Source organism: Enterococcus sp. R12 (assembly GCF_058135755.1).
Window position 1 is genome coordinate 3014099 of sequence record NZ_CM176874.1, and the last position, 16780, is coordinate 3030878.

At 45.0% G+C, this 16780-nt stretch carries 14 protein-coding genes and 1 other annotated feature; of the genes, 6 read left to right on the forward strand and 8 right to left on the reverse strand.

Annotated elements, in window-relative coordinates:
• Window positions 1-27: 27 nt before the first annotated feature.
• Window positions 28-1206, reverse strand: coding sequence for a tRNA epoxyqueuosine(34) reductase QueG (queG, locus tag ACTW1R_RS13980; RefSeq protein WP_375826477.1), 1179 nt, complete (start codon window positions 1204-1206; stop codon window positions 28-30).
• A gap of 259 nt (window positions 1207-1465) precedes the next feature.
• Between queG and ACTW1R_RS13985 the strand changes: the two genes are divergently transcribed.
• The 4 genes from ACTW1R_RS13985 to dhaL all read left to right on the forward strand — a co-directional run bounded on the left by ACTW1R_RS13985 (window position 1466) and on the right by dhaL (window position 5999).
• Entirely contained in the window at window positions 1466-3790 is a 2325-nt protein-coding gene (locus ACTW1R_RS13985; RefSeq protein WP_375826476.1) for an HAD-IC family P-type ATPase, read from the forward strand.
• Between the two features lie 204 nt (window positions 3791-3994).
• On the forward strand, window positions 3995-4399 hold the full coding sequence (gene dhaM / locus ACTW1R_RS13990; RefSeq protein WP_375826475.1) for a dihydroxyacetone kinase phosphoryl donor subunit DhaM: 405 nt from the start codon (window positions 3995-3997) through the stop codon (window positions 4397-4399).
• Window positions 4396-5379: a dihydroxyacetone kinase subunit DhaK gene (gene dhaK, locus ACTW1R_RS13995; RefSeq protein WP_010750002.1), complete on the forward strand. Its 984-nt coding sequence runs from the start codon at window positions 4396-4398 to the stop codon at window positions 5377-5379. Before dhaM ends, dhaK begins: the two co-directional genes overlap by 4 nt.
• 14 nt (window positions 5380-5393) lie before the next feature.
• Window positions 5394-5999 carry a dihydroxyacetone kinase subunit DhaL gene (gene dhaL / locus ACTW1R_RS14000; protein ID WP_128431664.1) on the forward strand — a complete coding sequence of 202 codons (606 nt, stop codon included), beginning with the start codon at window positions 5394-5396 and terminating at the stop codon, window positions 5997-5999.
• 77 nt (window positions 6000-6076) lie between these two features.
• Here dhaL and ACTW1R_RS14005 read toward each other — a convergent pair whose 3' ends face one another.
• From ACTW1R_RS14005 to hisS, 4 genes are all read right to left on the reverse strand, one after another.
• Window positions 6077-7945, reverse strand: a complete 1869-nt coding sequence (locus ACTW1R_RS14005) for an acyltransferase family protein (RefSeq protein ID WP_008379546.1) — start codon at window positions 7943-7945, stop codon at window positions 6077-6079.
• Window positions 7946-8143: 198 nt separating this feature from the next.
• The gene (locus ACTW1R_RS14010; protein ID WP_115232796.1) at window positions 8144-9019 is read right to left on the reverse strand and encodes a YitT family protein; all 876 of its coding nucleotides are present in this window, start codon (window positions 9017-9019) and stop codon (window positions 8144-8146) included.
• Between the two features lie 155 nt (window positions 9020-9174).
• Entirely contained in the window at window positions 9175-10950 is a 1776-nt protein-coding gene (gene aspS / locus ACTW1R_RS14015) for an aspartate--tRNA ligase (protein WP_375826474.1), read from the reverse strand.
• A gap of 11 nt (window positions 10951-10961) precedes the next feature.
• Window positions 10962-12260, reverse strand: coding sequence for a histidine--tRNA ligase (gene hisS, locus ACTW1R_RS14020; protein WP_034857522.1), 1299 nt, complete (start codon window positions 12258-12260; stop codon window positions 10962-10964).
• 533 nt (window positions 12261-12793) lie between these two features.
• Window positions 12794-13001: a binding site (T-box leader), on the reverse strand.
• 189 nt (window positions 13002-13190) lie between these two features.
• On the opposite strand from hisS, the gene ACTW1R_RS14025 reads away from it, so the two are divergent.
• Together ACTW1R_RS14025 and ACTW1R_RS14030 are read left to right on the forward strand one after the other, a co-directional pair.
• Complete coding sequence (locus ACTW1R_RS14025; RefSeq protein WP_167821437.1) at window positions 13191-13625, forward strand: acyl-CoA thioesterase; 435 nt, start codon at window positions 13191-13193, stop codon at window positions 13623-13625.
• A 90-nt stretch (window positions 13626-13715) separates the two neighbouring features.
• Window positions 13716-13886, forward strand: a complete 171-nt coding sequence (locus ACTW1R_RS14030; protein WP_008379536.1) for a hypothetical protein — start codon at window positions 13716-13718, stop codon at window positions 13884-13886.
• Window positions 13887-13954: 68 nt separating this feature from the next.
• Here the strand turns inward: ACTW1R_RS14030 and ACTW1R_RS14035 are convergent, their stop codons facing one another.
• The 3 genes from ACTW1R_RS14035 to ACTW1R_RS14045 form a co-directional block, all read right to left on the reverse strand.
• Window positions 13955-14593: a PepSY domain-containing protein gene (locus ACTW1R_RS14035; protein WP_010750007.1), complete on the reverse strand. Its 639-nt coding sequence runs from the start codon at window positions 14591-14593 to the stop codon at window positions 13955-13957.
• 107 nt (window positions 14594-14700) lie between these two features.
• Window positions 14701-16059 carry a sensor histidine kinase gene (locus ACTW1R_RS14040; RefSeq protein ID WP_156236549.1) on the reverse strand — a complete coding sequence of 453 codons (1359 nt, stop codon included), beginning with the start codon at window positions 16057-16059 and terminating at the stop codon, window positions 14701-14703.
• Window positions 16049-16756: a response regulator transcription factor gene (locus ACTW1R_RS14045; RefSeq protein WP_008379528.1), complete on the reverse strand. Its 708-nt coding sequence runs from the start codon at window positions 16754-16756 to the stop codon at window positions 16049-16051. The genes ACTW1R_RS14040 and ACTW1R_RS14045 overlap by 11 nt, the downstream gene beginning before the upstream one ends.
• Window positions 16757-16780: the final 24 nt, after the last annotated feature.

Genomic DNA, 16780 nt, shown 5'->3' on the forward strand with positions numbered 1-16780 from the left:
AACGGCCACGGGCACGTTTTGCTTTTTTTATAGCTCTTTTTCCTGCTTTTTGGTAATGACTGCTTGCAATCGTTCGATAGCAGGCTGCAATTCTTGCTGTGCTTCTTCTTCTTCGGGTTCTAACTCTGCGCATCGTTGCAGTCGCTCTAACCACATCTCTGGTTCTTTGACGCCCAACTGACCAATTGCCCAATAAGCCGTCCCTCGAATCACTGGGCGCACGTCTTCTGTCGCACAGCGCCAAATCGCTGGCAAGGCACTGCGGTCTCCCACATTGGCTAAGGCGATGATGGCATTACGCTGCAGCGGTTTTTTCCCCCGCCAAGAGCCAGATAGATGGCCAAATTGTTCTTTGAAGGCTTTGTTTGATAAAGACAGCATCGGTTGCAGTTTTGGATAAACGGTATCGACTTCAGGCTCCATCTCTTGATGAAAATGGAAGTCCTTCCCCCGATTATAAGGGCAGACCAGCTGACAAATATCGCAACCGTAAATCACGTTATGCATCTTTTTGCGGTACTCTTCTGGCATCATGCCCTTCGTCTGGGTTTGATAGGACAAACAGCGCTGGGCATTCATCCGACCATCGCCCAATAACGCTTTAGTGGGGCAAGCCGTCACACAACGCATGCAATCCCCACAACCAAACGGGACCTCTTCATCTGGTTCAAGAGAGATATTAGTGACGATCTCACCGAGATAAACAAACGAACCAAATTCTTCTGTGATCAGCAAGCCATTACGACCGATAAAGCCAAGACCCGCCCGCTGCGCTGCCGCCACATCCACCAATTCCCCTGTATCGACTTGCGGTGCGAAACGCCATTCGACTTGTTCTTCCATCGTTTGCGCTTGTTCTTTGATAAAGGCGATCAAGCGATCCAACCGTTCTCGCAAAATATCATGGTAATCGATGCCCCACGAGGCACGGGCAAACATGCCACGTTTTTCATCCCGGGGGACTTTCTCTTTGATTTTTGTCGGATAAGCTAAAGCGATCGCAATGATCGTTTGCGGATTTTCAAATGTCCGTTCAGGATAGATACGCTCTTCGATCACGGGATGCTCAAAACCAGAGGTATGGCCTTTGGCTTTTTGTTCCCGCAAGGAAGGCTCCAATGCCAAAAACGGCTCCGCTGAAGCAAACCCGATCTTGTCGATGCCAAGCCGCTTGCTTTCTGCAATAATTTTTTCTTTTAAAGACATGCTCGCTACCCTCTTTTATCCGCTAAGCATCTGCTTCTCGGCTTTTTCTCTTCCCCTATTATACGTAAGCACCAGAAAAAAGTCGATGGTGCGGTTTGTTCCCCCAGTTTTTTTCTTTCTTTAAAAGAACACGTGTTGATTGTTTAAGATTTTAATTAATTTTATCGCTATTTTCCTCGCAACGATTGCATTGCCTTTTTCGAATGCTAGACTAGATAAAGGAATCAGAAAGAAATGAACAAATGAAATGGAGATGCTTATGACACAATTACCCACCGGCTTGACTGCAGCAGAAGTCGCCAAGAAAACCCAAGAGGGGCTGCACAATGATTATGAAACCAAAACCAGTAAATCAACTGCTGCGATCATCAAGGACAATTTACTGACGTTATTCAATTTTCTCAACCTATTGATTGGCGTTTTTTTATTTGCCGTAGGCGCCTATTCCAACATGTTCTACTTAGCGATTATTTTTGTGAATATCACCATTGGGATCAGCCAAGAATTGCACGCACGTAATTTAGTAAAAAAACTCTCACTTGTTTCACCGCAAACGGTACGAGTGATTCGAGATGGTCAAATCCATGAGATTTCAGCCAAAGAATTGGTCTTAGACGACTCAGTCATTCTTGGTGCTGGGGACCAAATCCCCGCTGATATGACGGTGCTTTCTGGACTAGTCGAAGTCAACGAAGCGATGCTGACTGGTGAAGCCGATCTGGTTGTTAAAGAAGCAGGTGCTTCCTTACTCTCAGGAAGTTTCATCGTCAGCGGTGAAGTGACAGGAAAAGTCATTCATGTCGGTGCAGAAAACTACGCAGCGAAACTAAGCAATGAGGCGAAGGTCCACAAACCGATCCGCTCTGAGCTGCTTGCTTCGATCCGTAGTGTATCCAAATTCACCAGCTATGTGATCGTTCCTTTAGGGGTGATTTTGTTCTTCCAAGCCTTTATGATGCGAGATGCTGGGATCAAGGAATCCGTCGTCGTTTCTGCCGCTGCCTTATTAGGAATGTTACCAAAAGGACTTGTCCTGCTGATCAGTATCGCCTTGACGACAGGTGTCATTAAATTGGCCAAAAAACGGATTTTGGTCCAAGACATGTATGCCGTTGAAACCTTAGCGCATGTCGATACCCTTTGTCTGGATAAGACGGGGACGTTGACGGAAGGCCATATGGTTCTCGAATCGATCGTTCCTCTCCAAGTCGACAGCGACCCTAACATGCTCTTAGGGAATTATTTGGCAGCCAGCACAGATAACAATTTGACGATGCAAGCATTGCGTCAAGGCTGCCCTGAGCTAACGGATCATCAGCCGATCGAAGTCGCTGCCTTTTCTTCACAGCGCAAATGGGGTGCTGTAGCTTTTGAACATCTAGGAAATGTCTATCTTGGCGCACCTGAAAAAGTCGCTGGCTCTGCTGCCTTGCCGCAAGTCAAAGAAGCGCAAGAAGCAGGTCTGCGGGTGTTGATTTTAGCTGTAGAGACCGATCCAAAAGCGCCAGCATCCTTTGACCCAACCAATGCACAAGCGGTGGCTATCTTGATTTTATCTGATATCATCCGCCAAAACGCTGAAGAAACATTGGCTTACTTAGCCGATCAAGGCATCGATCTAAAGGTGATCTCTGGCGATAATCCAATAGCTGTCGCAGCGATCGCCCATCGTGCAGGTCTTGCGAATGCCGATCAAGCCATCGATCTTTCTACCTTAACGACCGAAGCAGAAGTCCGAGAAGCTGCGACACGCTATACGGTCTTTGGTCGTGTGACCCCTGAACAAAAGAAACTGCTTGTCCAAGAATTAAAAGCCAATCAACGGACCGTTGCTATGACGGGCGATGGCGTCAATGACGTGTTGGCGCTGCGGGAAGCCGACGTTAGTATTGCGATGGCTGCTGGCGACAGTGCGGCTCGTCAAATCGCTAACTTTGTCTTATTGGATTCTGACTTTACTACGTTGCCAGATGTTTTATTTGAAGGACGCCGCGTCGTCAATAACGTCACCAAAGCGTCGGGGATCTTCTTTATCAAGACGATTTACAGCTTCTTGCTCTCTTTGGTTTGTATCCTGACATCCAGCGCCTTTCCGTTCTTGCCGATCCAAATCACATTGATCGACTTAGCAATTGAAGGCTATCCTTCTTTCTTCCTTTCCTTTGAAGAAAACAAAGCACCGATCAAGGGGCGCTACTTGCCGACGGTCTTGCTCAATGCGTTGCCAAACGCCCTGTTGGTGTTAGTCAATTACTTTGCGATCCGCTTTTTACAAACCGACTACGGTTGGTCGCAATTTGATACGACGACCTTGTTGTACTATTTGTTGATCGGGATCAGTTGTATCGCTGTGATTCGCGCTTGCTTGCCATTAAATCCATTGCGATTGTTCTTAGCGATTACCACTACCGTGGGGATCTATGTCGCAGCAATGCTTTTCCACGGATTGCTGGAAGTCGGTTTCTTGACCGCCGTAACCTTGCCTTACTTCCTTGGCATGATGGCATTGAACATCTGCCTGTACGTGGGGCTTTCTTTCCTAACGAAGCGCTTTTCAGCCAAAGTGCTCGTTAAACAATCCTAATTGATTTTGCAGCATCGCTCTTTCTTGCTTTGTCCAGAAAGACGATGCTGTTTTTTTGTCCTCTCCATAGGTGCAACCATACAAGAAGAAAGAAATTTGGTATACTGAACCTGTAGGCGGTTTCAACAAGGACGGTGTTTCTTTGGAAAAGGCACCCCCCTTGTCAAACAGCCAAATTTAATCAGAAAGTGTTGGTGAAATTGGATGAAAAAAAGTATTTTACTCGTTTCTCACAGTCAGCAACTCACCGAAGGATTAAAACAGATGATCGAAGAAATGGCTGACGGCGAGTCAGTCACGATCTATTCTTTAGGCGGGACAGCAGAAGGAGAGCTGGGTTCTGACGCCACGAAAATCGTGGATGCCGTCAACGAATCCGCAGATGCTGAACTGATCTTAGTCTTTGCCGATCTAGGCAGTGCCGTTTTGAATGCCGAACTTGCTTACGACATGCTGGAAGCTCAGCAACAAGAACGCTATCACCTGATCGACGCGCCGCTGGTGGAAGGTGCCTTTGCTGCAGCGATCACCGCTGGTTTCAGTGATGATTTGGCACAAATCGTTGCAGAAGCAAAAAAAGCAGCCGAGAAAGGATGGCATGAAGCATGAAAAAAATCATTAATGATCCCTCAATGATCGTAGAAGAAATGTTGGCTGGTATCGTAGGCAGTTATCCTGAACTGGTCCATCAAGTCGCAGACTCACGGGTGATTGCTAAAAATAATCAAAAAGAACAAGTCGGTCTTGTTTCTGGTGGTGGGAGCGGACATGAGCCGGCCCATGCTGGCTTTGTCGGTGATGGGATGCTTAGCGCCGCCGTTTTAGGCGATGTCTTCACCTCCCCGACCCCCGACCAGATTTTGACGGCTATCCAAGATTCTGATCAAGGACAAGGCGTCTTGCTGATCGTCAAAAACTATACTGGCGATATCTTGAACTTTGAGATGGCCAAAGATATGGCAGAAATGGAAGAGATCACGACGGAGATCGTGGTCGTGGATGATGATATCGCTGTTGAAAATAGCACCTATACTGCTGGCAAACGAGGAGTTGCCGGTACGGTCTTAGTCCACAAGATTTTAGGCGCAGCTGCTCGTAATGGTGCCAGCTTAAGCGAATTAAAAACATTGGGCGATGCCTTGGTTGCATCGATCAAAACCATTGGGGTCGCATTAAAAGCGGCAACAGTTCCTGAAGTTGGGAAACCAGGTTTTGACTTAGCCGATGATGAGATCGAGTATGGCGTGGGCATCCACGGCGAACCTGGTTACCGTCGTGAAAAACTGAAACCCTCACGTGAACTAGCACAAGAGTTGGTGGAAAAAATCTTGGCGGATTATGAAAAGACCCCAGAAAAAGTCGGTGTCTTGATCAACGGTATGGGTGGTACGCCGCAAATGGAGCTGTTCGTTTTTGCCAATGATGTCGCGAAATTACTCGCAGAAAAAGACATCCCTGTCTCCTTCCATAAAGTCGGCAATTTCATGACTTCCATCGATATGCAGGGACTTTCACTGACCTTGATCGACTTCAGCGAAACGGATCACACCGATGCGTTAAATGAAGCCGTCACAACAATAGCCTGGTAAAGGAGCGAATAGAGATGCAATTGACAACAGAAACGGTGCAAGCATGGTTAGACACCTTCACGAAAGAAATCGAAGCAAACAAAGCCTATTTGAGCGATTTAGATACACCGATCGGCGACGGGGACCATGGCAACAATATGGCACGCGGCGTAGCTGCTTATCAAGAAGCTTATGCCAAACAACAGCCAACGACGATCAGTGATACCTTTAAAGTCTTCTCGATGGCAATGATCTCAAAAGTCGGCGGTGCTTCGGGTCCCCTTTATGGTTCGGCGTTTATGAATATGACCAAAGCAACGAAGGAACTAGAAACGATCGACTCCTTTGAACAATTAGGTACGATCGTTGAAGAAGGCTTGACGGGCATCAAAATGCGGGGAAAAGCTGAGTTTGAGGATAAGACCATGATCGATGTCTGGCAACCTGTCGCAGAAGCCATGAAAAAAGGTGAATTGACCAAAGACACGATCGAAGCAGCGAAAGAACATACCAAAGAACTCGTTGCTAAAAAAGGCCGCGCCTCTTATGTTGGTGAACGTGCCATCGGTCATATCGATCCCGGATCGGCTTCTAGTGCGATTTTGTTTGACTCACTATTAACGGTGATAGAAAAGAATTAAAAAACGCTGCTCTTACAAAGCACCGTTTAAGACAAAAGACAAACCTTATGATTACGTAAGGTTTGTCTTTTTCTTGCTTATTCCTCTTGTAAAATCGTTTGGGCAACTAGCTTCACGTATTGATCCATGCCATCTGGATTTGGATGGACCCGATCTTCATAGAACCATGACTCTTGGTCATTACTCAAATCATACCAATCGATCAAGGTCATATTGTCGTATTTTTCCGCCATGCGCTCCAACATCCGATTGACTTCATTTTGCCAACGCTGTGTCGGTACCCGCACATTGATCCAGTAGACTTTGCGATCACCGATCTCATTCATAAAGCTGTCAAATTGGGCTTCTGTAAAGGAACCATTCGTCCCTAACCCCACAAGGACGGTATCCCGCAAAAGATTTTTTTCTTTCAAGTCTTTGATCAATTCAGGACTCGCATACAGCTGGCGCCCAACATCCCCATCAACTACCGCTTGGGTAAAGACTTCTTTCAAGTCAGCCGTTGCATCCAGCATCACGGAATCACCAAAAGCCGTGATTTCAAGAGATTCTGCTTTTTTCACTTGGGCTGCTGTTAGATCATATTTTTCCATGATATTTTTTTCATCTTCACTCGTGTTCGCCTCATCGTCCGCTTCATTGCCCTCAGCGTTCGCATTCTTTTGCGATTGCTCTGCCGCTTTTTTATTGGCCGCAATGTTGTCTTTCAACTGCTGCTGCTGGGCATCGACATAATTCGTCGGTGCGGTCACGACGCCAAACAAAGCAACGAGGGTAATCAGTAAGCTGGGCACTAACCACGGTTTTTTCCAACTAAAAATCGGTTTGCTGAACCAGCCGCGGACCGTTCTGAATGTATCTTTGTACTGGAATTTACGCATTGGGTTTTCGATAAACCGATAGGACAATTCACTGATAAACAAGATCAAGAATAGTTCCACTAACGTGTGCATCAGCACGTTCTCCCCGATATTCCCCACTTTTGCTTCGTAAAAAATCATCACTGGAAATTGATACAAATAGATCCCATAACTACGCTTGCCGATATAACTGAAAATAGGATTACTCAATACCCGGTTCAAGCTGGCTCCGGGATGAGCGGTGACTGCCACAAGAATCGTACATAGGATACTGATCAAGAACATGCCGCCATAATAGACAAAGGTCAAATGATCATCTAAGAAAAAGAACGCTGCGATTAGACCAGCCAAGGAAGCAAAGCCAGAGATATTCAAGACCCGTTTGGCTTTTTGCGGTATCTCTTTCTTCAAATGGGTACTTGGCCAAATGAATGCTAAGGCACTCCCCATCCAGATCGAAAAGAGCCGCGTATCCGTTCCATAATAGACCCGTGTCGGATCAGCACCAGGTGTGTAAAGGACTGCTAACAGAATTGCCGACAAAATCGTGACTGCGGCAGTAAATTTAAAGGCGCGATGCCTCTGCTTGCCGATTTTCATCAACAAAATAAACACTAAAGGCCAAATCAGATAGTTCTGTCCCTCTACAGCCAGCGACCACAGATGGGTAAAGGGGGATTCATTACCGAACCGATCAAAATAGGATAACCCATGATTGATCTGCCACCAGTTGTTGTAATACAGCAACGAGCTAACAAAAACCCCGCGCAAATTATTCAACAGGTTTCGCTGGAACAACGTGATATACGCTGCTGAGATAAGCAGCATCACCACCATTCCTGGATAGAGCCGTTTCATCCGCCGAACATAAAAATCTTTGACTTTGATTTTGCCGTTTTGATCCCACTCTTGCCTCAGCAAGTCAGTGATTAAATAACCTGATACGACAAAGAATACTGGAACTCCTAAATACCCGCCTCGCATATGAGTAGGTAGTAAATGATATAAAATAACGCCGATGACTGCCAAGGTTCGAATGCCGTCAAACCCGGTAATATAGCGGCTTGTGCTTAAACGTTTATTCATTTTTCAACCACTTTTCTCTAATTGATCCAATTGTTTCATAAAAAAACAATTTCAGCATGAACGCTATTGATTCCATACTCTCATAATTTACCAGAAATCCCCCATATAAAGCTAGCAACATCTGCTATATTTCAAAAAAATTAATTTTTGGCGAAAAAAAAGTACTTCTATAAAGAAATACTTTTTTCAACTCCTTTTTCACAGTTCTTCTTCATAAAAGCGACCCAAAATCTGGACATTTTCTGCAATACTGACAAAGGCTTTTGGATCGGCTTCTTTCATGGCACTGCGCAGCATCGGCAGTTCAAAGCGTGTCACTACCGTCAGCAAAACCGTTTGTTTGTCATGCTTGTACGCCCCTTCGGCTTCATTGATGATGGTAATCCCTCGCCGCATATGTTTTTGGATCGTTTGAATGACTTCTTCTGGGTTGCGGGTGATGATCGTCACCTGCATTTTCTTTTGCTTCGTAAAGACCGCGTCCGTCACTTTTCCACTGACAAAAATCGCGATCGCACTATACAACGCATATTGCCAGCCAAACAAGATCCCTGCGGCGAACAAAATAACAATGTTAAAGAAAATCGATATCGAGCCGATCGTCTTCCCTGTCCGTTTGCGGATGGCAATGCTGACAAAATCCAGCCCTCCTGAAGAAAGACCATTCTTCAAGGCATAGCCGATCCCCACCCCGTTGATGGCACCACCGAAAATCGCACAGATCATCGGGTCCGTCGTAACGGTTTCTTCGGGCAAAATTTGCACGAATAAGGAGGTGAGTAAAACAGTGATTCCAGTAAAAATCGTAAACTTGTGGCCGATCTTAAACCAACCTAGAAAAAATAATGGCACATTCAACAATAATAGCGCAAGGGACAAGGGGATATAAAACCCGATCCCTTCTCTTGAGATCGTGGTGATGATCTGAGCGACACCCGTAATGCCGCTGGAATAAATATTACCTGGTTGATAGAAGAAATTGACCGCAATCGATGCCAGCAGCGCATAGACGATCGAAAACGAAAGTTTGTTGGCGTATTCTGGATGAGGGAGCCATTTAAACAGAGGAGTCATTGCATTTCATAGCCTCACTTTTTTGATTTGCCTTTATTATACTTCAGCTCATAAAAAAAGAAACGAGCAATGAAAGAAATGGGTGAATTCTCATGAACTTTTTTCATTCATTCACCAATTTCTATTTCATCACTCATTTCATCATGATTTAACGCTTATTTGTTTTCTTCAACCGTTGTTACATCGATGTTCAAGTCAAACAACTGCATTGGCGAAACGGTACTTGGCGCTTGTGACATTGGATCAGCTGCTTTCCCATTTTTAGGGAAGGCAATGACTTCGCGAATGTTTTCTTCACCAGCCAAGAGCATGACTAACCGGTCTAACCCAAGGGCGATACCGCCATGTGGTGGGAACCCATAATCCAAAGCATCCAATAAGAAGCCAAATTGATTTTGCATCTCGCGACGTGAGAAGCCTAGCGCTTCAAACATTTGCTCTTGCACTTCCCGTGTATGGATACGCAATGATCCGCCACCTAACTCATAACCGTTTAGCACGATATCGTAGGCTTGCGCATAGACTTTTGAAGGGTCTGTCGTTAATAACGGCAGATCGCTTTCTTTTGGCAATGTGAATGGATGGTGAGCAGAAACGTAGCGGCCTGCTTCTTCATCGTATTCAAATTGCGGCCAATCAGTGACCCATAGGAAGTTGAATTTGCTCTCGTCGATCAAGCCTAATTCTTTTCCTAATTTATTACGGATCGCCCCCAATGTTGCTGAAACGATCGCAAAGGAATCGGCACCAAACATCAGAATATCGCCAACTTCCGCATTGGCTGCTGCAATGATCGCGTCGGTCGCTTCTGTCAAGAATTTAGCGATCGGTCCTTTCAATCCATCTTCTTCAACTTTGACCCATGCCAATCCTTTGGCACCAAATTGACCAGCGTAATGGCCTAGATTGTCCATGTCTTTTCTGGAGTATTTGTCTGCAGCCCCTTTGGCGTTCAAGACTTTCACAACGCCGCCTTTTTCAAGAGCCATTTGGAAGACTTTAAAATCAACGTCTTTCACAACTTCTGATAAGTCGATAAGCTCCATGTCAAACCGTGTATCTGGTTTGTCACTGCCGTAGCGTCCCATTGCCTCATCATAGGTCATCCGTGGGAATGGCAAGGTAACTTCGATGCCTTTGACTTCTCGCATCACTTTTGCCAACAGCTCTTCCGTATAGGTTTGGATTTCTTCTGCCGTCAAGAAAGAGGTTTCGATATCGACTTGGGTAAATTCTGGTTGACGGTCGCCCCGCAAATCTTCGTCACGGAAGCAACGTACGATTTGATAGTAGCGATCGAAGCCAGCACCCATCAATAACTGTTTAAAAATTTGTGGTGATTGCGGCAACGCATAGAAATGACCTGGATAGATCCGTGAAGGAACCAAATAATCCCGCGCACCCTCTGGTGTTGATTTTCCTAGATAAGGTGTTTCGATATCCAAGAAGTCGTTCGTATCTAAGAAATTGCGGATCGCTTGCGTCGTTTTCGCCCGCATCACGATGTTGTTCGTCATTTTTGGACGACGCAAGTCTAAATAACGGTATTTCATGCGAATCTCATCGCCAACGGTTTGATCATCTTCAATCAAAAAGGCTGGTGTTTTTGCAGTGTTTAAAATCGTGATTTCGCTGATCATCACTTCATAGGCACCTGTCACCATTTTCGGATTGATAGCTTCTGGTGCACGATTGATGACTTGACCTGTTACTTCTAACACATATTCACTGCGGCATTTGTCCGCGATTTCCCAGGCTTCTTTCGAAACCTCAGGATTGAAGACGATTTGCACGATCCCTTCTCGGTCGCGCAAGTCAATAAAGATCACGCCACCTAAGTCACGGCGCTTTTGCACCCAGCCTTTTAGAGTCACTGTCTGGTTTAAATGGGTCTCATTTACTAACCCGCAATATACTGTACGTTTTGTCATTCTTTTTCTCCTCACTCAAACATTTTGGTTGTCATTTCATCGTAGATCTCATCGAAGCGGGCATAAAGATCCGCTAACGGAAATTGTTTTTCTTCACGGCTTGCCATGGATTTGATATTGATCACTTGTTCTGCTAATTCTGTTTCGCCTAGAGTCAGAACCAACCGTGCCCCTTGCTTATCAGCAGATTTAAACTGGGCTTTGGCTTTACGATCCATGAAATCACGATCGGCAGAAAAACCGAAATTACGAATCGCTTGCACGACTTTCAGCGCTTCTAAATTGGTTTCTTGTCCCAAACCAACCACATACGCATCTAACTCATTCAAAGCAGGAATCACAACTTCTTCGGCTTCCATAGTGATCAATAAACGTTCGATCCCTAAAGCAAAACCAAAACCAGGTGTTTCTGGTCCGCCTAGCTCTTCCACTAAATGATTGTAACGACCACCGGCACAGATGGTGGCTTGCGCCCCCATTTTTGGTGCCTCACTCATGATCTCAAAAATCGTGTGGGTATAATAATCTAAACCGCGCACCATATTTGAATCGATCTCATAAGGGATCTCCAACGCATCCAGCATATTCGTTACAGTTTCAAAATGTGCCTTGGCATCTGGTGTTAAGTAGTCTAGGATCGATGGTGCATCCGCCACGAATTTTTGGTCACGCTTATCTTTACTGTCAAGGACCCGCAAAGGATTTTCATGCAAGCGGCGTTTTGAATCCTCACTAAGCTCCGCTTCATGGGGCGCTAGATAGTCGATCAACGCTTGCCGATAGTTTTGGCGTGTTTCTTTATCGCCTAATGAATTGATGACCAAGCGCAATTGACTCAGTCCTAATTGACGATAAAAATCCATTGCCATCGCCATTGTCTCAACATCGGTCGCTGGATTTGCTGAACCGAAAACTTCGACACCGATTTGGTGGAATTGACGCAAACGGCCTTTTTGCGGACGTTCATAACGGAACATTGGTCCCATGTAAAACACTTTATAAGGCTTCGTATGTTCTGGTCCGAATAGTTTGTTTTCGACATAAGAACGAGCGATCGGTGCGGTGCCTTCTGGACGCAACGTCACATGACGCTCTCCTTTATCGTAGAAATCATACATTTCTTTTGAAACGATATCCGTTGTGTCCCCGACACTGCGGGCGATCACTTCAAAGTGCTCAAAAATCGGTGTCCGAATTTCGTTGAATTGATAATCGCGAAACACTAAGCGTGCTGTTTCTTCCACAAATTGCCATTTTTCGGATTCTCCTGGCAAAATATCGTTGGTTCCTTTTGGACGTTGGTAACTCATCGTATGCATCCTCCTATTTGTTTCATGGTTGCCCATGTTCTTTGCTTTCATTGCTTGTTTGCTTATTCACCTATTGCTTGTTGCTCATTGATGTGGGTGGGTTGTTCTCGTGTTTGACTTTTGGGTTATTGCGCTCTTTGCCGTTGGTTGCTGGTCATCATTTCGTTGGCTTCGACTGCAATTGAACGAAGCAAAAAATGCCAAGTACAGCTTTCATATCTCACTTCTTACGCCAGTCATAGTGATTCCTAGTTCGGTTACTACGCTCCCTACGTCGCCTAGTACTGTTCATCATCTATTCTGGCTTGCTCCGCAAGCCAATCAACGTGATTCCTAGTTCGGTTACTACGCTCCCTGTGGTCGCCTAGTACTGTTCATCATCTGCTCTGTTCCGCTTTGCGGACCAGTCATTGTGATTCCTAGTACGGTTACTACGCTCCCTACGGTCGCCTAGTACTGTTCATCATCTGCTCTGTTCCGCTTTGCGGACCAGTCGCAGTGATTCACAGCAAAAAACTCGCCCTTGTTTTTTATACAAGGGCGAGTTTTGATTACACGCGGTACCACCTAAATTCGAGAAATGTTCTTCTCCTTCGCTCGATTAACGCTCGGTCACGGAACAGCTTTTCTTCTGTTCATCTCCAGATTGTCTTTCCTTTACACGTCCTAAACTGCTTTCAGCCGGGGCAGTTTTCTCTTTTAAGGAATAGAATAAAGTACTCGATCCTTCACTGATTTTTGATATTATCTATAAACTACAAGAAAGCTATGAAAAAGTCAAGGTGTTTCACTGTCTTTTTCACTCCGCTGCTCTCTAGTATCATTTTCTCAAGTGTTCAACACAAAGTAGCTCTCCTTCTGTTTGCTTTTCTTCCTTTTTGCGTTATGCTGAATAACGAAGGTTTTGTTTCTATGAAAGGAGCTGTTTTTATGTCTTTATATTCAGGCTATATCCGTCAACCACACTACTATGAGACCGATCAAATGGCGATCATCCATCACGCCAATTATATCCGCTGGTTTGAAGAGGCCCGCGTGGAGTTACTCACGTTTTTGGATTTACCGTATCATACCATCGAAGAAGCGGGCCTGATCGTTCCCGTGCTGGAAGTCAGTGCGCAATACAAAACGATGATTCGTTACGAAGATGAGGTGCGAATCGATGTTTTGGTCGACAAATATACTGGCACGCGTTTGGATTTTCGCTATGAGATCTACAAAACGAGCGATGGTCAGTTGGCAACGACGGGGACTTCAAAGCATTGTTTTTTAGCAAAAGAGACCAATCGCATCGTGCAGCTGAAGCGTAGTTTTCCTGAAATCCATCAACGATTTGCTGATTATGCTGCCCTGTCAGGGGAATAATCACTTCTGATCACTCATTTAAGTCAAAATCCTTGCTTTTTGAAACGGCTTTCGTATAATCAAAAGTAATTTCAGGGAAGGATGATGGCGATGTACGTGATTAAAGTTTTGCATGGTTACATTGGCAAAGATGGTCGTCGCACTCGTGAAAAAATTCCAGACAAGTTATGGGTCTTTGAAGATCGGAAGCAGTCCGAAGCATTTGCAGATAAAATTGGTGGTCGCGTCAAACCGTTAACTGAAGTCAAACAGCATACGTAAAAAAATAAGCCGTTATCGTCTTTTGCGCATAGACGATAGCGGCTTATCTTTTTTACTGCGAAACAGGATTAGTCATCCAATTCGGTTTCTAGTACTTCACCTGTTTGGGCATTGATTTTCACATCTGTTTGTTTATTGCCATCTTCTACTTTGACTTCCCAATAAGTTACATTCATTTCTTTGTCTAATGACCAATCTGTTGCTTGACCACCGCCAGCTTCTTTCACGGCGATATCAGAAATTTCTTCCAATGAAAGCAAGTTGGTTAGGTCCAATTGATCGGCATCTTTTTTGACACCGTTTTGTTCATCGGCATCCAATTTTTCCGTTCTTTCTTCAGAAGTTTCTTTGGTTTCTGCATCGATCTTTAATTCAAACTCATTCGTGTCATCCACGCCTTCTACTTGGTAGAAGTAATTGCCAAAAGAAGTATCCAAATCAATCGAAGTGATCGCTGCATCTGGGTATTTGTCTTGGAATATTTGGATCGCTTCTTCTACGGTCACCGTAGGTAAGCCGCCATTGGCGATCGCTGCACTGCTTGAAGAGCTGTCTGTTGCTTGTGACGACGTTGTTTCACTTGATGAGGCAACTGCTGTGCTTGAGCTGCTGTTTTGCGCAGGTTCTGAATTTCCAGTGTTGTTTTGTGTACATCCTGCCAATAATCCTAATGCGGCAATTCCGAATAAAATAGTTGTCTTTTTCATGTTTCATTCCTCCAATTGTTTGTGTATTCCTTTTTTCTATATATTTAGAATAACAAGTTCCTCATGAAAAAGAATCAAAAATGCTTGAAGAAAATCTAAAAAAATCTTCATCTTTCTCTTTCATTTGGAAAGGCAAGTTTAAAGATACTGCCTTGCGGTTGATTGTCTGTCACGGTAATTTTGGCATGATACTTGTCTGCCAGCTGTTTTACCAATGAAAGCCCGATGCCTGAACCAGCAATCTGGCTGGAACGAGAATCTTCTACTCGATAGAACCGTTCGAAAATCAAGGCTTTCTTATCATCGGGAATCCCAATGCCAAAATCGGCGACGGTCAAAGACATCTGTGTTTGCTCTTGCGTCAAGGTCACATGAATCGGCTGATCGGCAGGTGAATACTTCGCGGCATTTTCTAACAGGTTTTGGATGATTTGCTGGAAGTCACGTTTATGCCCACGTTTCATACATTGGTTCTCCACAAAATATTCAATCGATTGCGGAACGATCGTCGCTTGTTTTTCACACTCTTCTCGGACGATCTGGGAAACATCAACAAAGGTCATTTCATCTTGGGATTGATTTTTTTCTAGGTCCAGCAATTGATTGCTCAATGTTTCCAAACGCTTCGACTCTTTGTCAATAAACGCCATTGAGGAAGGAATGACTTCGGGATGCTTGGTTCCACGCCGCTGGATCAATTGCACATGTCCGCGAATCGCAGCTAAAGGTGTTCGCAGCTCATGGGAAGCATCGGCAACGAACCGTTTTTCCCGCTCGATCGTCTCACGCTGTTCTTTCAATAATTTATTGAAAGCCAATGCCACTGAACGAATCTCGATGGGCTCTTCAGAAACCGTCAGTTCTCCTGTTCGAATTTGTTCAATGGCAGCAATTTCTTGCGCCATGCCAGTAAGCTTCTGGCTCCATTTCCCGACACTCCAATAAATCAGCAGACTGCCCACGACAACAGCGATCAGATTCAAGAAACTGCTGATCATAAAGAGGCCATAGGCTAATTCCACACTATCCTCCCCATTGATAGCGATCGTCACCTGATCCCCATCGACTTCTTGGGTTTTCGTGTAATAGATGCCCTCCTCTGTAAAAACGATGTCTTCGAGAAAAGGAATCACTCGCCCTTGATTGATATCGGCAAAAATCTCTTCCGCATCTTCTGATGAAACGACACTGCCATCGGCTAAGATCACTTGCAGGGCGTCTTCTTCATCTGCTGAGACATAGGCATTGACGAGAAAGTCCCAGGCATCCCCTGATGCCTCACCTTTTTCGATGGCTTCAAGGATGTTGCTGGCACGATTTTCGATATGTTCAAACAAATAACCTACGGATAATAAAATAAACAGCAGATTGAAGAGAATCAGCAGACCAAAGAGAATCAAGGAAAAGCGGCTCGTCAATTGAAATTGGGCTGTTTTTCTACGTTGGTTGGCTGACTTATTCTTCATGATCGGTCCTCAAGACATAGCCTAATCCACGAACTGTTGCGATCATTTTGCCTTTGCCGCAAACATCCAGCTTGTTCCGCAGTGTGCGGATATAGACATCTACAACATTCGTTTGGCCGTCGTATTCATAGCCCCAAATCTCATTCAATAGGTCATCTCTCGTTTTGACGACCTCGGGTTCTTTCATCAATTCATATAAAATCCCAAACTCTTTGGGTGTCAACTCAATGGTTTCACCGGCAACCTGAACCAAGTGCTTGGCGATGTCCATCATCAGCTCCCCCGCCACTAATTGGTTTTGCTGGTTCTTTTGTTGTTTGGCTTCTCGTTGCAACCGTCGCTCGATCACCCGAATTCTGGCAAACAGTTCTTCGATTTCAAAAGGTTTCGTTAAATAATCATCTAATCCGACATCAAGCCCCGTCACCACATCGGCGGTTTGATTTCTGGCGGTCATCATCAAAATCGGGATGTCGCTTTCTTTACGTATCCGCCGCGCCACTGTGATGCCGTCATAGATTGGCAGCATCCAATCCAATAAAATCAGATCAAAGGCATTTGCTTGCTGATTGAACAAGGTCAATGCCTCTTGCCCATCTTTGGCCCAGACCGTGTCATATCCCTCAAAAGTCAATTCGGTCTGAATAAAACTGGCTAAACTTTCTTCGTCTTCTACTAGCAAGATCTTCAAGGCCATATGCACTCCTCCTCCTGTTTTGCT

Excerpts from the sequence above, each read along its gene's own strand:
- ACTW1R_RS13985 (WP_375826476.1), top strand. The coding sequence starts at position 1,466 with ATGACACAATTACCCACCGGCTTGACTGCAGCAGAAGTCGCCAAGAAA.
- ACTW1R_RS14010 (WP_115232796.1), bottom strand. The coding sequence starts at position 9,019 with ATGACTCCTCTGTTTAAATGGCTCCCTCATCCAGAATACGCCAACAAA.
- hisS (WP_034857522.1), bottom strand. The coding sequence starts at position 12,260 with ATGAGTTACCAACGTCCAAAAGGAACCAACGATATTTTGCCAGGAGAA.
- ACTW1R_RS14035 (WP_010750007.1), bottom strand. The coding sequence starts at position 14,593 with ATGAAAAAGACAACTATTTTATTCGGAATTGCCGCATTAGGATTATTG.
- ACTW1R_RS14005 (WP_008379546.1), bottom strand. The coding sequence starts at position 7,945 with ATGAATAAACGTTTAAGCACAAGCCGCTATATTACCGGGTTTGACGGC.
- ACTW1R_RS14025 (WP_167821437.1), top strand. The coding sequence starts at position 13,191 with ATGTCTTTATATTCAGGCTATATCCGTCAACCACACTACTATGAGACC.
- ACTW1R_RS14030 (WP_008379536.1), top strand. The coding sequence starts at position 13,716 with ATGTACGTGATTAAAGTTTTGCATGGTTACATTGGCAAAGATGGTCGT.
- dhaK (WP_010750002.1), top strand. The coding sequence starts at position 4,396 with ATGAAAAAAATCATTAATGATCCCTCAATGATCGTAGAAGAAATGTTG.
- dhaL (WP_128431664.1), top strand. The coding sequence starts at position 5,394 with ATGCAATTGACAACAGAAACGGTGCAAGCATGGTTAGACACCTTCACG.
- ACTW1R_RS14045 (WP_008379528.1), bottom strand. The coding sequence starts at position 16,756 with ATGGCCTTGAAGATCTTGCTAGTAGAAGACGAAGAAAGTTTAGCCAGT.
- ACTW1R_RS14040 (WP_156236549.1), bottom strand. The coding sequence starts at position 16,059 with ATGAAGAATAAGTCAGCCAACCAACGTAGAAAAACAGCCCAATTTCAA.
- aspS (WP_375826474.1), bottom strand. The coding sequence starts at position 10,950 with ATGACAAAACGTACAGTATATTGCGGGTTAGTAAATGAGACCCATTTA.
- dhaM (WP_375826475.1), top strand. The coding sequence starts at position 3,995 with ATGAAAAAAAGTATTTTACTCGTTTCTCACAGTCAGCAACTCACCGAA.
- queG (WP_375826477.1), bottom strand. The coding sequence starts at position 1,206 with ATGTCTTTAAAAGAAAAAATTATTGCAGAAAGCAAGCGGCTTGGCATC.